Raw genomic sequence first — 16,664 nt, 5'->3', positions numbered from 1 at the left:
GCCGCAACAACGCCGCTGGCTACTGGTGAGTTATGCAGACGTTGACCTCAGGTTCTTGGATCGATCCAAGAAATGCCCTAGCGTGCTGGACCGTGCGAGCGTTCCGACGATTCACCGTCCGTCCTGTCCTGCCCGAGCCCCTCGGCGCCCTGTCCGTCCTCGCGGGCAACCTGCGCTGGTCGTGGCACCCACCCACGCAGGACGTGTTCTCCTCGATCGACCCCGCGCTCTGGCGCCAGGTCAAGTGCGACCCCGTGCGCCTGCTCGGCGCCGTCGGTCGCGAGCGGCTCGACGAGCTGAGCGGCGACCAGGAGTTCCGCGCCCGCCTCGACGCGGCCCACGCCGACCTCCAGCGCTACCTGTCCGAGGACCGCTGGTATGCCCGCAAGGCCGGCGACGACGCGCCCCGTGCCATCGCCTACTTCTCCTCCGAGTTCGGCATCACGTCGGTGCTGCCGCAGTACTCCGGCGGCCTCGGCATCCTCGCCGGTGACCACCTCAAGGCGTCGTCCGACCTCGGCATCCCGCTGGTGGGCGTCGGCCTGTTCTACCGCCACGGCTACTTCAAGCAGGCGCTCGACCGCGACGGCTGGCAGCAGGAGAGCTATCCGGTCCTCGACCCCGACGAGCTGCCGCTGACGGTGCTCCGCGAGGCCGACGGCTCACGAGCCATCGTCTCCCTGGCCCTGCCGGACGGCCCGGACCTGGTGGCCCGCATCCTCGTCGCCCACGTCGGCCGGGTGCCGCTGCTCCTGCTCGACACCGACATCGAGGAGAACAGCGCCCACTACCGCGACGTGACCGACCGCCTCTACGGCGGCAACTCCGAGCACCGGCTGCGCCAGGAGCTGCTCCTCGGCATCGGCGGCGTACGCGCGCTGCGGGTGTGGTCGCGCATCACCGGGGCCCCGGCCCCCGAGGTCTTCCACGCCAACGAGGGCCACGCCGGCTTCCTCGGCATCGAGCGGATCCGCGAGCTCACCGTCGCCGAGGACGGACCGCACCTCGACTTCGACACCGCGCTCGAGGTCTCGCGCGCCGGCACGGTCTTCACCACCCACACGCCGGTGCCCGCGGGCATCGACCGCTTCCCGCGCGAGCTGGTCTCGCAGTACTTCGGCGGCAGCTCGCCGACGCCCGGCGTGCCGGTCGAGCGCGTGCTCGCCCTCGGCGCGGAGGACTACGAGGGCGGCGACGCCGGCGTGTTCAACATGGCCGTGATGGGCTTCCGCCTCGCGCAGCGCGCCAACGGCGTCTCCGAGCTGCACGGCCACGTCTCGCGCGGCATGTTCAACGGCTTGTGGCCGGCCTTCGACGAGGCCGAGGTGCCGATCACCTCGATCACCAACGGCGTCCACGGCCCCACCTGGATCGCCCGCGAGGTCATCGAGCTCGCCGCGAGCCGCGGCGCCGACATCGACGGCGACGACACCGACGCCCTGTGGCCGATGGTGGACCAGATCGGCGACCGCGAGATCTGGGACCTCAAGCGCACGCTGCGCACGCGCTTCATCGACGACGCCCGCGACCGGATGCGCCGCTCGGCGGCCAAGCGCGGCTTCGCGCCGGCCGAGACCACCTGGATCGACACCGCGCTCGACCCCGACGTGCTGACCATCGGCTTCGCGCGACGCGTGCCGACCTACAAGCGCCTGACGCTGATGCTGCGCGACCCCGCGCGGCTCAAGAAGCTGCTGCTCGACCCCGAGCGCCCGATCCAGCTGGTCATCGCCGGCAAGGCGCACCCGGCCGACGAGACCGGCAAGCGGCTCATCCAGGAGATGGTGCGCTTCGCCGACGACCCCGAGATCCGGCACCGCATCGCCTTCCTGCCCAACTACGACATCGCGATGGCGCAGCCGCTCTACCCCGGCTGCGACGTGTGGCTCAACAACCCGCTGCGTCCCTACGAGGCCTGCGGCACCTCGGGTATGAAGGCCGCGCTCAACGGCGGCCTCAACCTCTCCATCCTCGACGGCTGGTGGGACGAGTGGTACGACGGCAACAACGGCTGGGCGATCCCGTCGGCCGACGGCATCGACGACACCGACCGCCGTGACGACCTCGAGGCCCACGCGCTCTACGACCTCCTCGAGGGCGAGGTCGTGCCGCGCTTCTACGAGACCAACGACGAGGGCGTGCCGCCGCGCTGGCTCGAGATGGTGCGCCACACCCTCAAGTCGCTCGGCCCCAAGGTGCTGGCGACCCGTCAGGTGCGCGACTACGTCCGTGAGCTCTACGCCCCGGCCGCGCACACAGCGCGCTCGCTCAACTCCGACTACGCCGGCGCCCGCTCGCTGTCGGAGTGGAAGCAGACCGTCCGCGCGGCGTGGCACGGCGTACGCGTCGAGCACGTCGACTCCGAGGGCGTGGGCGACCAGGCCGAGGTCGGCGCGACGCTCGCCGTGCGCGCGTGGGTGGCCCTCGGGTCGCTCTCGCCCGACGACGTCGAGGTGCAGGTCGTGCACGGGCGGATCGGCTCCGACGACGTGCTGACCTCGACCTCGGCCACGCCGATGCTGGTGGGGGAGTCCTACGACGGCAACCGCCACCGCTTCGACGCCGCCGTCCCGCTGCGGCTGTCGGGCCCCTTCGGCTACACCGTGCGTGTGGTGCCCCGCAACGAGGCGCTCGCCTCGGTCGCGGAGCTGGGCCTGGTGGCCGAGCCCGCCTGAGTCTGCGCCTCTTCAGTGATCCCCGGCTGACCGGGGATCACTGAGCTTGTCGGCCCGTGCACGGCCTGACAACCTCAGGAAGAGCCTGACAAGTCGCCGCGGTAGCGCCTCAGCCGAAGGCGAGGTAGAGCCCGACGAGGGTCGGGACGACCCCCAGCAGGAGCCACGGCGAGACGATCCGCTTGCCGTGGATGGCCAGCCCGGTGGCGACGGCCATCGCGCCGAAGACGCCCGCGATCACAGCCAGGCCGGCACGCGAGCTCGGCGGCCCGTCGAGCATGACGGCCGCGACCACGAGGCCGACGACGAGGTGCAGGATCGTCGTCACCGCCAGTGTCGACATGACCCACCTCTGCACGCGGGCGAGGTCGCGGGCGTCCTTCTCCGGGTCCTGGACGACCCGACGGGGTGCGTCCAGGTCCAGCAGGTGGCCGCGGCCCTTCTCGGTCCGTCGCGCCGGAACGCTGCTTGCCATGCTGTCCCTCCAGGGATTCGTTGCTGTGACAACAGTTGTTAGGCTAACGGAATGCCGCGCACGGGCCCAACCGACGACCCGCTCGCACTGGAGCGCCAGGTCTGCTTCGCGCTCGCCGTGGCCTCGCGCACGGTCATCTCGGTCTACCGCCCGGTTCTCGAGCCGATGGGGCTCACCCACCCGCAATACCTCGTGATGCTCGCCCTCTGGGGCCGCGAACCGCTCTCGGTGACCGAGCTCGGCCGGGTGCTCGAGCTCGACGTCGGCACCCTCTCGCGCCTGCTCAAGCGGCTCGAGTCGGCGGGGCTGGTCACGCGCGAGCGCAACCCCGCCGACGAGCGCAGCCTCGCCGTCGGCCTCACGGCCCGGGGCCGGGACCTGCGTGAGGAGGCCCTGGACGTCCCGGTGCGTGTGCTGGAGCGCCTCGGGATGGACCTCGACGAGCTGGTGGAGCTGCGCGACCGGCTGACGCGCGTCATCGACGCTGCGAAGGACGCCACCCGGGAGACCATGGCGCCGGCCTGAGGCGGGTGCAGACTGCGCAGGTGCGATCAAGCGCGGAAGGACCCGGACCAGCAGGGTGGTGGGCATGACGACAGCGGCGGACACCTTCACCGCCTTCCTCGACACCCTGGCCGAGACGCTCGACCTGGGAAGCGAGGAGCGTGCTCGGCGTCTCCACCTCTCGCGCTCGCACCTCGACCACGTCGTGGCGGCGGCGGGAGGCGAGCCGCCGGAGCGGATGCGGCGCCGGCTTCTGCTGGAGCGGGCGGCCCACCGGCTGCTCGCGACGGACCAGCCGGTGGTCGACATCGCGTTCGAGGCAGGCTTCGGCTCCACGAGGCGTTCACCCGGGCGTTCGCGCGGGAGTACGGCGCCGCCCCGAGCCGCTGGCGTCAGCAGCCGACCCGGACCCGGATCGAGGCTCCGAGCGGCGTGCACTTCCACCCACCGGGCAGCCTGCGGCTGCCCACCCGGCGAAAGGTGACACCGATGGACCTGATGACGCGCATGATCGAGCACCACGTGTGGCTGACCTCCGAGCTGCTCGAGCGGGCCGGACGGCTCACCGACGAGCAGCTCGACGCCCGGATCGAGGTGCCGATCGGCACGATCGACGACGACATGTCCATCCGCTCGGTGCTCGGCAGGCTCGTGGGGCAGCTCGCGCAGTGGAACGCCGCGGTGACTCAGCGGTCCTACGACTGGGACCAGGAGCGCGGCAAGTCCGTGAGCACCCTGCGCCGCGAGCTCGCCGAGGAGGGCCCGACCTTCCTGGCGCAGGTGCGCGCGACCGTCGAGGAGGGGCGCCTCGACGACACGTTCGTCGACGTCACCTGCGACCCACCCCGGGTCTTCACCTACGGCGGGATGATCGCCCACGTGCTGACCTTCGCGGCCGTACGACGCCTGGTCGTGCTCGGCGCCTACGAGACCCTCGGCATCACCGACCTCGACGCCGGCGACCCGATGGAGTGGGTGGCCGGCGCTGCGAGCTAGCGCGCCGTCAGCCGCCGAGCAGCGGGGCCAGCGCGTTGGTCAGGACGAAGGCCGTCGCGACGACGACCGCGATCGTCATCGGCACCCGGGCGCGCCGGTCGCCGAGCCGGAGCGCCTGGCGGCCGAAGTGGACCGCGGCGATCGCCGGCAGCGCGAAGACCAGCAGGGCCGGCACGACGGCCGCGACCGCGACCGGCCACGGAGGCTGGTCGCTGCCGACGTCGTAGCCCATCGCGGACACCAGCCCCTCGCCGACGAGGAACGCCAGCCCGAAGCTGGGCACGAAGCCGAGCAGGGACAGCCACGCGCGGCGGGTGGGAGCGGTCGCGCCGGGAGCGGGGTGGCGGGTGGTCGTCATCGCACTCACCCCAGCGCCACGACGAGTGCGACGAAGGCGACCAGGCCCACGAGGGCGACGGCCACCCCGAGCCGGGCGCGGTCACGCCCCGAGCCGTGGCGCGCGAAGGCGTACGCGACGGGGATGCCGCCGAGGCCGATCGGCAGGCCTGCCAGGGCGATGGCGCGGGCCCAGCTGGGCGGGTCGACGACGTCGCTCAGGCTCAGGACGTAGGTGAGCACCACCGACAGCGAGAACAGCACGCCGAGCACCAGCGTGACGGTGCTGGCGGTGTCGGAGGAGCGGGCGGTGCCCACCGGGTGGGTGGAGGTGTTCATGGCCGACTCCCTTCCTCGTCCCCAGTCTCGTGCCGCGCCGGCGGGAGGGGGAGTGCCGGTGGGCCCTCCGCCGCGGGCAGGAGGTCCTGTGCAGCGGAAGCTCAGGTCTGGCGCAGCACCAGCACCGAGCGGGCCTGGAGCAGCAGCGACGTGCCGGCGACCACCGGCGTGCCCTCGGCGACCCCGGCGTTGGTGGAGAGCACGACCTCGCCGTGGTGGACCCACTGGTTGTCGGGGAGCACCAGCTTCACGTCGTCGGCGCCGGCGTTGAGCCAGATCATGAACGACTTGTCACGGATCTGCTCGCCCCGCGGGCCGGGGTAGCGCAGCGGCGCGCCGTTGAGGAACATCCCGACGGTGCGCACCGAGTCGTCGTTCCAGTCCCCGGTGGACATCTCGCGGCCCTCGGGGTGCACCCACACCAGGTCCTTGATGCCGCCGCGGATCGTGGGCCGCCCCTCGAACCAGTGCCGCTGGCGCAGGGCGGGGTGCTCGCGGCGCAGCCGGAGCGCGGTCTTGGTGATCTCGTAGACGTCGAGCCAGGCGTCGTCGGGGCGCCAGTCGATCCACGACGTCTCGTTGTCCTGGCCGTAGGCGTTGTTGTTGCCGCCCTGGGTGCGGCCGCGCTCGTCGCCCGCGGTGAGCATCGGCACACCGCTGGAGAAGCACAGCGTGGCCATCAGGTTGGCGGCCTGGCGCCGCCGCATCGCGATGATGTCGGGGTCGTCGGTCTCGCCCTCGACGCCGCAGTTCCACGACCGGTTGTTGTCGGTGCCGTCGCGGTTGTCCTCACCGTTGGCCTCGTTGTGCTTGTCGTTGTAGGACACCAGGTCGCGCAGGGTGAAGCCGTCGTGCGCGGTGACGAAGTTGACCGAGGCGTAGGGCGAGCGGCCGTCGTCGGCGTACAGGTCGCTCGATCCGGCCAGCCGCGTCGCGACGGTGCGTACGCCGCCGGAGTGCCCGCGCCAGAAGTCGCGCACCGTGTCGCGGAACTGGTCGTTCCACTCGATCCACGGCGGTGGGAACTGCCCCACCTTGTAGCCGTCCATCGAGGCGTCCCACGGCTCGGCGATGAGCTTCACGTGGCGCAGCACCGGGTCCTGGCCGATCGCAGTGATGAGGTGGCTGCCCATGTCGACGACCTGGTTGGTGCGCGTCAGCGCGCTCATCAGGTCGAAGCGGAAGCCGTCGACGTGCATCTCGTTGACCCAGTAGCGCAGCGAGTCGAGGATCATCCGCAGGCTCTGGGTGTGGGTGGCGTCGACGGTGTTGCCGCACCCCGTCACGTCCCAGTAGGTGTCGGGCATCGGGTCCTCGTCGGCCTCGCGCGCCGGCGGCACCACCCGCTGGTAGTAGCCGAGGTCGTCGAGGCCGCGGAAGCTCAGCGTCGGTCCGAGCGGGCCCGCCTCGGCGGTGTGGTTGTAGACCACGTCGAGGATGACCTCGAGGCCGGCCTCGTGGAAGGCCTTCACCATCTGCTTGAACTCGGTCACCTGCTGGCCGCGGTCGCCGCCCTCCGACCTCGCGCTGCGGGCGTAGGCGTTGTGGGGCGCGAAGAAGCCGAGGGAGTTGTAGCCCCAGTAGTTCACCAGGCCGCGCTCGGACAGCGCCGGCTCGGAGAAGAACTGCTGCACCGGCAGCAGCTCCACAGCCGTGACGCCCAGGTCCTTGAGGTAGTCGGTGACCGCCGGCGTCGCCAGCCCGGCGTAGGTCCCGCGCAGCTCCTCGGGCACCCGGTCGTGCAGCGCGGTCATGCCCTTCACGTGCATCTCGTAGATCACCGTGTCGCGCCAGCGCCGTCTCGGCGAGGTGTCGGCGCCCCACTGGAAGTCGTCGTAGACCACCACGCTGCGCGGGACGTACGGCGCGGAGTCGAGGTCGCTGATCGTCTCGGGCTCGCGCGGGACGTAGCCGAAGATCGCGTCGTCGACCACGAGGTCGCCCGAGACGGCCTTGCCGTAGGGGTCCAGCAGCAGCTTGGCGGCGTTGAAGCGCAGGCCCGCCTCGGGCTGCCACGGCCCGTGGGCGCGGTAGCCGTAGCGCGCGCCGGGGGACACGCCGGGCAGGGCGCCGTGCCAGACGCCGAGGGAGTGCTCGGTCAGCAGGTGGCGGGTCTCGGCGCCGTCGTCGTCGAACAGGCACACCCAGACGCGCGTGGCGTTGGGGGCGTAGACGGCGAAGTTGGTCGACTCGTGCGACCAGGTCGACCCCAGGGGGTAGTTGCGCCCCGGCCAGACCGCTCGGGTCTCGCCATCGTGGTTCCAGACTGATTCGACGTCGGGGGGCGGTGTCACGTGAGCCATTGTGATGGTTGACACCTCTCACGGCAGAATGCGCCCACGCCGTGGCGCGAGCCCGGCACCGACGCACCGACGAAGGGGAGCAAGCCATGGAGTTCGTCTCGATCGACGTGACCGACGGGGTCGCGGTCCTGCGCCTCGACCGGCCGAAGATGAACGCGATCAGCGTCCAGGTGCAGGCCGACCTCCGCGAGGCCGCGGCCGAGCTCACCGAGCGCGACGACGTGCGCGCCGTCGTGCTCTGGGGCGGCGAGCGCGTCTTCGCGGCCGGCAACGACGTCAAGGAGATGGCCGAGATGACCTACTCCGACATGGTGAAGGTCTCGGCCTCCGTCAGCTCCGCCACGACCGCGATCGCCCGGATCCCCAAGCCCGTCGTCGCCGCTGTCAACGGCTACGCCCTCGGCGGGGGCTGCGAGCTCGCCCTGGCGGCCGACCTCCGCTTCGCCGCCGAGGACGCGGTCTTCGGTCAGCCCGAGGTGCTGCTCGGGATCATCCCCGGCGCCGGCGGCACCCAGCGGCTGACCCGCCTCGTGGGCACCGCGAAGGCCAAGGACATCATCTTCACCGGCCGCTTCGTCACGGCCGACGAGGCGCTGCGCATCGGCATGGTCGACCGGGTCGTCCCGGCCGACCAGGTCCTCGCCGAGGCGACGGCGTACGCCGCCCAGTTCAGCAACGCGGCCGCGCTGGCGATCCGTGCGGCCAAGGAGTGCATCGACCGGGGGAGCGAGGTCGACCTCGACACCGGCCTGGAGATCGAGCGCCAGCAGTTCGCCGGAGTCTTTGCGACCGAGGACCGTACCCGCGGCATCACCTCGTTCGTTGAGGTCGGGCCGGGCAAGGCCACCTTCGTGGGTCGCTGACCCCGCCGCTGCAACCCACCACCCAGAACCAGGCCGCCGCCGAGCGGCCGACGCGAGGAGACCACCACCGTGGCAACGAAGATCCGGGCGACCGTGGCCCAAGTCCTGTGGCTGGCGTGCGCACTCGCCGCGCTGCTGCTGGCCGTGGGCGCGCTGCTCATCGCCCTGGACGCCAACAAGTCCAACGACCTCGTCGACGCGGTGCTGCGCGCCGCCGACGTGGTCGACCTCGGGGTGTTCTCGCGCGGCGACGGCATCAAGCAGTTCCGCGGCCAGGGCGCCGAGGTGAAGAACGCGCTGTTCAACTGGGGCCTCGGCGCGATCGCCTGGCTGGTCGTGGGTCGCATCCTCGACCGCATCGTCAAGCCCTGACGCGAGCCCGACACGCCGGGCCGGCACGGCGTAGGGTCGGCGCCATGTCGTCCGCGCGGTCAGCCTCCCTCCTCGTCGCCGGTGTGCTGGGGCTCGTCCCGACCGGCGGCGGGGCGGCGTACGCCGTGCCCGCGACGGCGAACGCGACCACGACAACGACGGTCGTGAGCCTGAGCACCGTGCAGTCCGTCTACGGCCAGGCGGTCACCGCGACGGCGTCGGTCACCAGCAGCGCGGGCGCGCCGAACGGCGACGTCTACTTCGCTGTCGACAACCTCAACATCAAGGCCAACCTGCTGGGCAACGGCACCGCGAGCGTGGTCCTGCCGCGCCTCCACGTCGGCTCGCACCCGGTGGTCGCCACTTTCGTGCAGTACCCCGACCCGACTGTCACCAGCACCTCGGCGCCGGTGGACTGGGTCGTGCAGCAGGTGCGCACGCGCGTCGCGGTGCAGGTCACCGGTCGCCGCACCACCGGCCCGACCGCGGTCCGGGCGCAGGTCGACGGTGAGTACGGCACGCGCCCGTCCGGCCGGGTCCGGGTTGTGCTCCACCGCACGGGCACCCGGCGCACGGTCCGGGTCGTCGTGCCCGTGGACGCCACCGGCCTCGCGGTCGCGCCGTTCGGCCGGCTGCGTCGCGGCGCCTACCGCGCCGTCGTCACCTACACCGGCGACCCCGACCACCTGCGCCAGCGCCGGGTCGAGCGCTTCCGCGTCAGCGGCACCTGACCCGCCGCCCGGCCGCGACCGTGACAGTTCCACTGTGAGGGACCCCACCCGGATCGCCATTCCGCCCCGGTGGACGGGCAAGTAACCTCACGAGCACACCCGAGTCCACAGGAGGGGCCGCGAGGCCACACCACCATGAACATTGTTGTCTGTGTGAAGTACGTGCCGGACGCCACGGCCGACCGCAAGTTCGAGGACGACTACACCGTCGACCGCGTCGGCGTCGACGGGCTCCTCTCCGAGCTCGACGAGTACGCCGTCGAGCAGGCGCTGCAGTTCCGCGAGAAGCGCGAGGGTGAGGACATCACCGTCACCGCGCTGACCGTGGGCCCCGAGAAGGCCGTCGACGCGGTGCGCAAGGCGCTGCAGATGGGTGCCGACTCCGGCGTCCACGTCGTCGACGACGCGATCGCCGGCTCCGACTACCTCGGCACCTCGCTGGTGCTGGCCAAGGCCATCGAGAAGGTCAAGGCCGACTCCGGCGCCGACCTCGTGCTCTGCGGCATGGCCTCGACCGACGCGTCGGGCTCCGTCGTGCCGGCGATGCTGGCCGAGCGCCTCGGCATGCCCCAGGTGACGCTGGCCTCGGTGATCGAGTCGCAGGGCGACCAGGTCCGCATCAAGCGCGACAACGAGGGCTCCACTGAGGTCATCGGTGCGACGCTCCCCATCGTGCTGAGCGTGACCGACCAGTCGGGCGAGGCCCGCTACCCCTCCTTCAAGGGCATCATGGCCGCGAAGAAGAAGCCGCTCGAGACCTGGTCGCTGTCCGACCTGGGCCTCGACGCAGAGCAGGTCGGCCTGTCGGTGGCCTACACGCAGGTCGAGGACACCACCGCCCGCCCGCCGCGCACCGCCGGCGAGATCGTCACCGACGAGGACGGCTCGGGCGCTGGCGCGCTGGTCGACTTCCTCGCCTCCAAGAAGTTCATCTGAGGAGCTGCTGGACATGTCTGAGGTTCTTGTTGTCATCGACCACGCCGACGGCGAGGTCAAGAAGCCGACCTTCGAGCTGCTCACGATCGCGCGTCGCCTCGGCGAGCCGTCGGCGGTCTTCTTCGGCTCGCCCGAGCAGGGCGACGCCGTGGCCGAGAAGGTGAAGAAGTACGGCGCCGCGAAGGTCTACGTCGTCGACGACGCCCAGATCAAGGGCTACCTCGTCGCGCCGAAGGCCGAGGCCCTGCAGCAGCTGGCCGAGAAGACCAGCCCGGCCGCGATCCTGCTGCCCTCGACGTTCGAGAACAAGGAGGTCGCCGGTCGCCTGGCGATCAAGCTGGGCTCGGGCCTGATCACCGACGCCGTCGACGTCGCCGACGACGGCACGACGACGCAGAGCGTGTTCGCCGGCAACTACACGGTGCAGGCCAAGGTCACCCACGGCACCCCGATCATCACCGTCAAGCCCAACTCGGCCGCCCCCGAGGAGGCCGAGGGTGCCGGCACCGTGGAGGCGTTCGCCGCGACCGTGTCGGACGCCGCGAAGACCGCGCAGATCGTGGCCACCCAGCCGCGCCAGTCGACCGGGCGCCCCGAGCTCACCGAGGCCGCCATCGTGGTCTCCGGCGGTCGTGGCACCGGCGGCAACTTCGAGCCCGTCGAGGGCTTCGCCGACTCGCTCGGCGCGGCCGTTGGCGCCTCGCGTGCCGCGGTCGACTCGGGCTGGATGCCGCACGCGTTCCAGGTCGGCCAGACCGGCAAGACGGTCTCGCCGCAGCTCTACGTCGCCAACGGCATCTCGGGTGCGATCCAGCACCGCGCGGGCATGCAGACCTCGAAGACGATCATCGCGGTCAACAAGGACCCCGAGGCCCCGATCTTCGAGCTCGTCGACTTCGGCGTCGTCGGCGACCTGCACACCGTGCTGCCCGCCGCGACCGAGAAGGTCAAGGAGCGCAAGGGCTGATCCCCGCCCGACCCACGACGAACGCCCCCGGCCGCAGCGGCCGGGGGCGTTCGTGCGTCCGGGTCACCAGGCCTGCGCCCGCGCCTTCCACCCGTCGCCCCGCCTCACGATGCGCAGGACCTGCCCGCGGTCGATCGCGGTGCTGATCATGTCGAAGCTGCCGGGGTCGTCGTAGAACTGGTCGGCGTCGCTGCACCTGCCCGGGGTCGGCGCGGCGACGCGCCCCAGCCTCTCCGAGCCCAGGGCTGACACGCGCTCGAGGCGCACCGGCCACCGGCGTGATCCGCGCGTCGCGACCACGCGCACGGCGGCGTCCGGCCCGTCGGGCACCACGACGTCGCAGCGTGCGCCGCCCACGCCGCCCGGGAGGGTGACGACGCCCCGTTCGGGCGAGATCACGTGCGTGCTGGTCGGACTGGGCACGGCGACGTACCGCCCGTCGCGGGACTGGCCCAGCGGCCGCGGTCCCATCCGCAGCGCCTGCCAGGACACGCCGTCGCGGGTGGTGAGCACGACGTTGTCGTCGCCGCAGGTCACGACGGCGACGAGCACGGCGAGCGGGCCCACCGGGTCGGCGTCGCTCCACGTGCACCGCGCCCGCGCCTGGTGGATCGTGGTCGCCGGGCCCCACGCCTGGGCCACCGGGTCGTAGACCTGGGCACGCACCCGTCGGCTGGTCCGTGAGCCGAGCGCGACGAGCGGCACTCCGGGCGCGGAGAAGAACTGGCGGTCGAGGGGCCACTCGTCGGGGAGCACCAGCCCGGGGGCATCCTGGGGGGCGACCTGCGTGACCGCCCACGGCGAGGAAGCGTCCGGCCGGGAGATGACGGCCACCTGGCCGGGGTCGCCGAACCAGCCGAAGAGCGTGGTGAAGGCGTCGACGTTGGCGAAGTCGGTGTCGGAGCACGCGTCGTCGGGAGCGAGCTCCTGGCGCACGGGCGCCTCGTCGCCGGTGCGCGTCAGCACGACGATGCTGCAGTGACTGGCCAGCCCGGACCCGTAGAGGTAGGAGACCTGCGCGTCGTCGGTGATGGTGGCGGTCGCGGTGTACTCCTGGCCCGGGGTCTCGAGCCGGTGCCGGACGAACCCCTCCGGGCCGAACGTCACGTAGCCGCCGCCCTCGGGATAGATGGCGCGCGTGCCCCCGGGGGAGATGCCCGGCTCCTCGTAGGCCTCGCCCTCCAGCTCGTACGCCGACCACGTGACCGTGTCGGGCGACCACAGCGCCTGCGAGGAGGTCGGCGCCTCGTCCTCGGCGTATCCGCCCCGGTCGCACTCGGCGACGACGGCGACAGCGCCGCCGGCGGTGCGAGCGTCGACGTCGCCGCAGAAGAGCCGCTTCCTGCGCAGGACGACCACCGGGTCCGACCACACCCCTGTGGTCGCCTCGAGGCGCCTCGCCCGCACGGTGCGGTAGCTCTCCGAGGCCCACACACGCAGCCGGTCGCCGTCGGCGAGCCTCAGCTCGACCCCTCCCGGGATCTCGCGTGGCAGGTCCGCCGTCCCGGCCACGCCGCCCGTGCCGGGCGGCGGGGCCGCCTCCGCCGTCGAGCCGGACAGGACCGTCGCTGCCGTCGCCAGCGCGACGACCACCCCCGTGATGCGAGACATGCGCCTCACCCTAGGTCCGATCGACCTACGCTGGACGTCATGAGCAGCGAGGAAGCAGTCCGCGAGGTCGCCGGCCGGGCCCGCACCGCGAGCCACGTGCTCGCCACGGCCACCCGTTCGGTCAAGGACGCCGCGCTGCACGCGATGGCCGACGCGCTGCTGGCCTCGGCGCCGGCGATCCTGGCGGCCAACGCCGAGGACGTCGCGCGTGCGGAGACCGGCGGCACCCCGGCCAACATCGTCGACCGGCTGCGCCTCGACGACGCCCGGCTCGCCGCGATGGCGCAGGGGCTGCGCGACGTCGCGGGCCTGCCCGACCCGGTCGGCGAGGTGCTGCATGGCAGCACCCTCGCCAACGGCCTCGAGCTGCGCCAGGTGCGGGTGCCGTTCGGGGTGGTCGGCATGATCTACGAAGCGCGCCCCAACGTCACCGCCGACGCCGCCGGGATCTGCCTCAAGGCCGGCAACGCCGTCCTGCTGCGCGGCTCGTCCAGTGCGCGCTCGAGCAACGCCGCGATCGTCGCGGCGATGCGGGAGGCGCTGGCGGGCAGCGGCCTGCCGGAGGACGTCGTACAGCTGGTGCCGGGCGACACCCACGACAGCGTCAAGGCGCTGATGAGGGCCAGGGGACTGGTCGACGTGCTCATCCCGCGCGGGGGAGCGGGCCTGATCCGCAGCGTGGTCGAGGAGTCCACGGTGCCGGTGATCGAGACCGGCGTCGGCAACTGCCACGTCTACGTCGACGCCTCCGCTGACCTCGACCAGGCGCTGGCGATCGTGATGAACGCCAAGACCCAGCGCACCAGCGTCTGCAACGCCGCCGAGTCGCTGCTCGTGCACGAGGACGTCGCCGACGAGTTCGTGCCCCGCGTCGTCGAGGCGCTGCAGGAGGCGGGCGTGCTGGTGCACGGCGACGCCACCTTCGCGGAGTACGACGGCGTGGTGCCGGTGACCGACGAGGACCACGCCGCCGAGTTCCTCGGGCTCGAGATCTCGGCTGCGGTCGTCGCCGACGTGGAGGGTGCGATCGAGCACGTCCGGCGCTTCTCCTCGGGCCACACCGAGGCCATCCTGGCGCGTGACCAGGCGACGATCCGGCGCTTCGTGGCGGCCGTCGACTCCGCGGCGGTGGTGGTCAACGCCTCGACCCGCTTCACCGACGGTGGGGAGTTCGGCTTTGGTGCGGAGATCGGCATCTCGACCCAGAAGCTGCACGCGCGGGGGCCCATGGGCCTGCCCGAGATGACCTCGAGCAAGTACGTCGTGGTGGGCGACGGGCACGTGCGCTGAGAGCTGGCGCGGGCAGGCGATAGGATCGCGCCCATGTTGAGCTCCCTGACTGTCCTCGCCGCCGAGGCCGAGCACGGCGACCCCGTGATCAGCCCCTTCGTCGTCGGCGGCATCGCGCTGGCCCTGCTGCTGGTGCTGCTCCTGGCCGTGGTCTCCTTCGGCGGCGGTCGCGAGCACAGCTGAGGCCGGCGATCTCGTGACTGCTCCCGCGGCCGGGCGCCGCGTCGGAGTGATGGGCGGGACGTTCGACCCCATCCACCACGGCCACCTCGTCGCCGCCTCAGAGGTCCAGGCGTGGTTCGACCTCGACGAGGTCGTCTTCGTGCCCACGGGCGACCCCTGGCAGAAGAGCGACCGCGACGTCACCGAGGCCGAGCACCGCTACCTGATGACGGTCGTGGCCACGGCTGCCAACCCGCGCTTCAACGTCTCGCGGGTCGACATCGACCGCGACGGGCCGACGTACACCATCGACACGCTGCGCGACCTCAAGGCCGTCATGCCCGACGCGGAGCTGTTCTTCATCACCGGCGCCGACGCGCTGGCCGACATCTTCACCTGGCGCGACGTCGACGAGCTCTTCGAGCTCGCCAACTTCGTCGGCTGCACGCGGCCCGGCTACGCCATGGACGCAGCCACGCTCGACAAGATCCCCTCCGACAAGGTCACCATGGTCGAGATCCCCGCACTCGCGATCTCCTCCACCGACTGCCGCGACCGCACCCGGCGCGGCGAGCCGGTCTGGTACCTCGTGCCCGACGGCGTCGTGCAGTACATCTCCAAGCACCACCTCTACAGCAAGGACCCCGCATGACAGCCACCGACCACGCCCTCGAGCTCGTCGCCGTCGCAGCCCAGGCCGCGCACGACAAGAAGGCCGACCAGGTGCTCGCCTTCGACGTCAGCGAGCAGCTCGCCATCACCGACGCCTTCGTCATCGCCAGCGCCAGCAACGAGCGCGCCGTCGGCGCCATCGTCGACGAGGTCGAGGACAAGCTGCGTGAGGCCGGCGCAAAGCCGATCCGTCGCGAGGGCCACCGCGAGGGTCGCTGGGTGCTGCTCGACTACGGCGAGATCGTCGTGCACGTGCAGCACGAGGAGGAGCGGATGTTCTACGCCCTCGAGCGCCTGTGGAGCGACTGCCCGGTCATCCCGCTCACCCTGACGTGAGGCGCCTGGTCCTGCTGCGGCACGGACGCACCGCCTGGAACGACTCCGGTCGCGCCCAGGGCCACGCCGACGTCGACCTCGACGAGGTGGGCGCCGCGCAGGCCAAAGAGGTCGCGCCCGTCCTCGCCGCGATGGCGCCGGTCGCGATCTGGTCCTCCGACCTCGCGCGAGCCGCGCGCACGGCGTCGACGGTCGCGGCCGAGTGCGGCCTCGAGCCGGTGCTCGACGCCCGCCTGCGCGAGTACGACGTCGGCCCGAACCGGGTCGGCCTGACGTCGACCCAGTACGCCGCCGCGCACCCCGCCGAGCACGCCGCCCTGGTCGCCGGCGACATCGCCGCGATCCCCGGGCGCGAGACCCGCGACGACGTGCTCGCCCGCTTCCTCCCCGCGCTGACGGCGTACGCCGACTCGCTGGGCGAGGGCGAGACCGGCCTGCTGGTCTCCCACGGCGCCGCCCTGCGCACGTGCGTGCCGGCGTTCCTGGGCTGGGGCGCCGACCCGGGGGAGGACGCGCTCGGTGGCCTGGCCAACTGCGGCTGGGTCGAGCTGGAGCACTCCGCCTCCTTCTGGACCGGCGGGCGTGAGCGGTGGCGGATGACCGCCTGGAACCGGGTGGTCGGGTGAGCGAGCGCGCCCGCGAGGTCGACGTGGCCCTGAGCCGGCAGGTCGCGCGGGTCATGGACGACGCCGTCACCGTGCCCGGCACCCGCATCGGGGTGGGCCTCGACGCCGTCATCGGGCTGGTGCCCGGCATCGGTGACGCGCTCGGGAGTGCGCTGTCGACCGTCATCGTGCGCGACGCGGTCCGCGCCCGGGTGCCGATGGTGGTGCTGGCCCGGATGGGCCTCAACCTGCTCCTCGACGCCGTGCTCGGGCTGGTCCCGGGCATCGGCGACCTGCTCGACGTGGCCCACCGCGCCAACCGCAAGAACCTCCGGCTGCTGCTGCGCGAGCTCGAGCGCGAGCCCCTGCGGGAGCCGCCGACGCCGGCCTACGTCGTCGGCGCGGTGGCGCTCATGGTCGTCCCGGTGCTCGCCGGCGTGGTCGCCACGGTGCTCGGGATCTGGCTCCTCTGGCGCTGGCTGACCTGACCG

The 16,664-nt window shown here is 72.2% G+C and carries 20 protein-coding genes; 15 read left to right on the top strand and 5 right to left on the bottom strand.

Features of this window, described 5'->3' with window-relative positions:
- The first annotated feature begins 92 nt into the window (after positions 1-92).
- Positions 93-2,675: an alpha-glucan family phosphorylase gene (gene glgP, locus ASG76_RS06130; protein WP_056601316.1), complete on the top strand. Its 2,583-nt coding sequence runs from the start codon at positions 93-95 to the stop codon at positions 2,673-2,675.
- A gap of 109 nt (positions 2,676-2,784) precedes the next feature.
- Here the strand turns inward: glgP and ASG76_RS06125 are convergent, their stop codons facing one another.
- Entirely contained in the window at positions 2,785-3,150 is a 366-nt protein-coding gene (locus ASG76_RS06125; protein WP_056601313.1) for a hypothetical protein, read from the bottom strand.
- A gap of 51 nt (positions 3,151-3,201) precedes the next feature.
- Here ASG76_RS06125 and ASG76_RS06120 point away from each other — a divergent pair, with 51 nt between their 5' ends.
- From ASG76_RS06120 to ASG76_RS19365, 3 genes are all read left to right on the top strand, one after another.
- Positions 3,202-3,675, top strand: coding sequence for a MarR family winged helix-turn-helix transcriptional regulator (locus ASG76_RS06120; RefSeq protein WP_056601310.1), 474 nt, complete (start codon positions 3,202-3,204; stop codon positions 3,673-3,675).
- A 64-nt stretch (positions 3,676-3,739) separates the two neighbouring features.
- Positions 3,740-4,138, top strand: coding sequence for a helix-turn-helix domain-containing protein (locus ASG76_RS19850; protein ID WP_200948082.1), 399 nt, complete (start codon positions 3,740-3,742; stop codon positions 4,136-4,138).
- Between the two features lie 5 nt (positions 4,139-4,143).
- On the top strand, positions 4,144-4,650 hold the full coding sequence (locus ASG76_RS19365) for a hypothetical protein (protein ID WP_056601303.1): 507 nt from the start codon (positions 4,144-4,146) through the stop codon (positions 4,648-4,650).
- A gap of 7 nt (positions 4,651-4,657) precedes the next feature.
- On the opposite strand, the gene ASG76_RS06105 is transcribed toward ASG76_RS19365, so the two are convergent.
- From ASG76_RS06105 to glgX, 3 genes are all read right to left on the bottom strand, one after another.
- Positions 4,658-5,008: a hypothetical protein gene (locus tag ASG76_RS06105; RefSeq protein WP_056601300.1), complete on the bottom strand. Its 351-nt coding sequence runs from the start codon at positions 5,006-5,008 to the stop codon at positions 4,658-4,660.
- Between the two features lie 5 nt (positions 5,009-5,013).
- A complete protein-coding gene (locus ASG76_RS06100) occupies positions 5,014-5,325 on the bottom strand; it encodes a hypothetical protein (RefSeq protein WP_056601295.1) in 312 nt (103 codons plus the stop codon).
- A gap of 101 nt (positions 5,326-5,426) precedes the next feature.
- Positions 5,427-7,628: a glycogen debranching protein GlgX gene (gene glgX, locus ASG76_RS06095; protein ID WP_056601293.1), complete on the bottom strand. Its 2,202-nt coding sequence runs from the start codon at positions 7,626-7,628 to the stop codon at positions 5,427-5,429.
- 86 nt (positions 7,629-7,714) lie between these two features.
- Here glgX and ASG76_RS06090 point away from each other — a divergent pair, with 86 nt between their 5' ends.
- From ASG76_RS06090 to ASG76_RS06070, 5 genes are all read left to right on the top strand, one after another.
- A complete protein-coding gene (locus ASG76_RS06090) occupies positions 7,715-8,491 on the top strand; it encodes an enoyl-CoA hydratase/isomerase family protein (RefSeq protein ID WP_056601292.1) in 777 nt (258 codons plus the stop codon).
- A gap of 69 nt (positions 8,492-8,560) precedes the next feature.
- Complete coding sequence (locus tag ASG76_RS06085) at positions 8,561-8,863, top strand: hypothetical protein (protein WP_056601290.1); 303 nt, start codon at positions 8,561-8,563, stop codon at positions 8,861-8,863.
- Positions 8,864-8,907: 44 nt separating this feature from the next.
- On the top strand, positions 8,908-9,594 hold the full coding sequence (locus tag ASG76_RS06080; protein ID WP_056601287.1) for an Ig-like domain-containing protein: 687 nt from the start codon (positions 8,908-8,910) through the stop codon (positions 9,592-9,594).
- Positions 9,595-9,747: 153 nt separating this feature from the next.
- Positions 9,748-10,530: an electron transfer flavoprotein subunit beta/FixA family protein gene (locus ASG76_RS06075; protein ID WP_235529429.1), complete on the top strand. Its 783-nt coding sequence runs from the start codon at positions 9,748-9,750 to the stop codon at positions 10,528-10,530.
- A gap of 13 nt (positions 10,531-10,543) precedes the next feature.
- Positions 10,544-11,497 carry an electron transfer flavoprotein subunit alpha/FixB family protein gene (locus ASG76_RS06070; RefSeq protein WP_056601283.1) on the top strand — a complete coding sequence of 318 codons (954 nt, stop codon included), beginning with the start codon at positions 10,544-10,546 and terminating at the stop codon, positions 11,495-11,497.
- Positions 11,498-11,560: 63 nt separating this feature from the next.
- Here the strand turns inward: ASG76_RS06070 and ASG76_RS06065 are convergent, their stop codons facing one another.
- Positions 11,561-13,108 (bottom strand): hypothetical protein, encoded by a 1,548-nt coding sequence (locus ASG76_RS06065; RefSeq protein ID WP_056601279.1) that lies wholly within the window; start codon positions 13,106-13,108, stop codon positions 11,561-11,563.
- A gap of 39 nt (positions 13,109-13,147) precedes the next feature.
- Here ASG76_RS06065 and ASG76_RS06060 point away from each other — a divergent pair, with 39 nt between their 5' ends.
- From ASG76_RS06060 to ASG76_RS06040, 6 genes are read left to right on the top strand one after another with little or no spacing between them, the layout of a single operon-like run.
- On the top strand, positions 13,148-14,398 hold the full coding sequence (locus ASG76_RS06060; RefSeq protein ID WP_056601276.1) for a glutamate-5-semialdehyde dehydrogenase: 1,251 nt from the start codon (positions 13,148-13,150) through the stop codon (positions 14,396-14,398).
- Between the two features lie 33 nt (positions 14,399-14,431).
- Positions 14,432-14,581, top strand: coding sequence for a hypothetical protein (locus tag ASG76_RS19045; RefSeq protein ID WP_157558982.1), 150 nt, complete (start codon positions 14,432-14,434; stop codon positions 14,579-14,581).
- A gap of 49 nt (positions 14,582-14,630) precedes the next feature.
- Positions 14,631-15,212, top strand: a complete 582-nt coding sequence (gene nadD, locus ASG76_RS06055; protein WP_056601272.1) for a nicotinate-nucleotide adenylyltransferase — start codon at positions 14,631-14,633, stop codon at positions 15,210-15,212.
- On the top strand, positions 15,209-15,568 hold the full coding sequence (gene rsfS / locus ASG76_RS06050; RefSeq protein ID WP_056601269.1) for a ribosome silencing factor: 360 nt from the start codon (positions 15,209-15,211) through the stop codon (positions 15,566-15,568). Before nadD ends, rsfS begins: the two co-directional genes overlap by 4 nt.
- The gene (locus ASG76_RS06045) at positions 15,565-16,194 is read left to right on the top strand and encodes a histidine phosphatase family protein (protein ID WP_056601267.1); all 630 of its coding nucleotides are present in this window, start codon (positions 15,565-15,567) and stop codon (positions 16,192-16,194) included. Before rsfS ends, ASG76_RS06045 begins: the two co-directional genes overlap by 4 nt.
- A complete protein-coding gene (locus tag ASG76_RS06040; protein ID WP_200948081.1) occupies positions 16,191-16,661 on the top strand; it encodes a DUF4112 domain-containing protein in 471 nt (156 codons plus the stop codon). Before ASG76_RS06045 ends, ASG76_RS06040 begins: the two co-directional genes overlap by 4 nt.
- Positions 16,662-16,664: the final 3 nt, after the last annotated feature.

It is taken from the genome of Nocardioides sp. Soil774 (assembly GCF_001428125.1).
Lineage (GTDB): Bacteria > Actinomycetota > Actinomycetes > Propionibacteriales > Nocardioidaceae > Nocardioides.
Note: the sequence above shows the minus strand (reverse complement) of the source record. Positions and strands in the feature narration are given on the sequence as shown.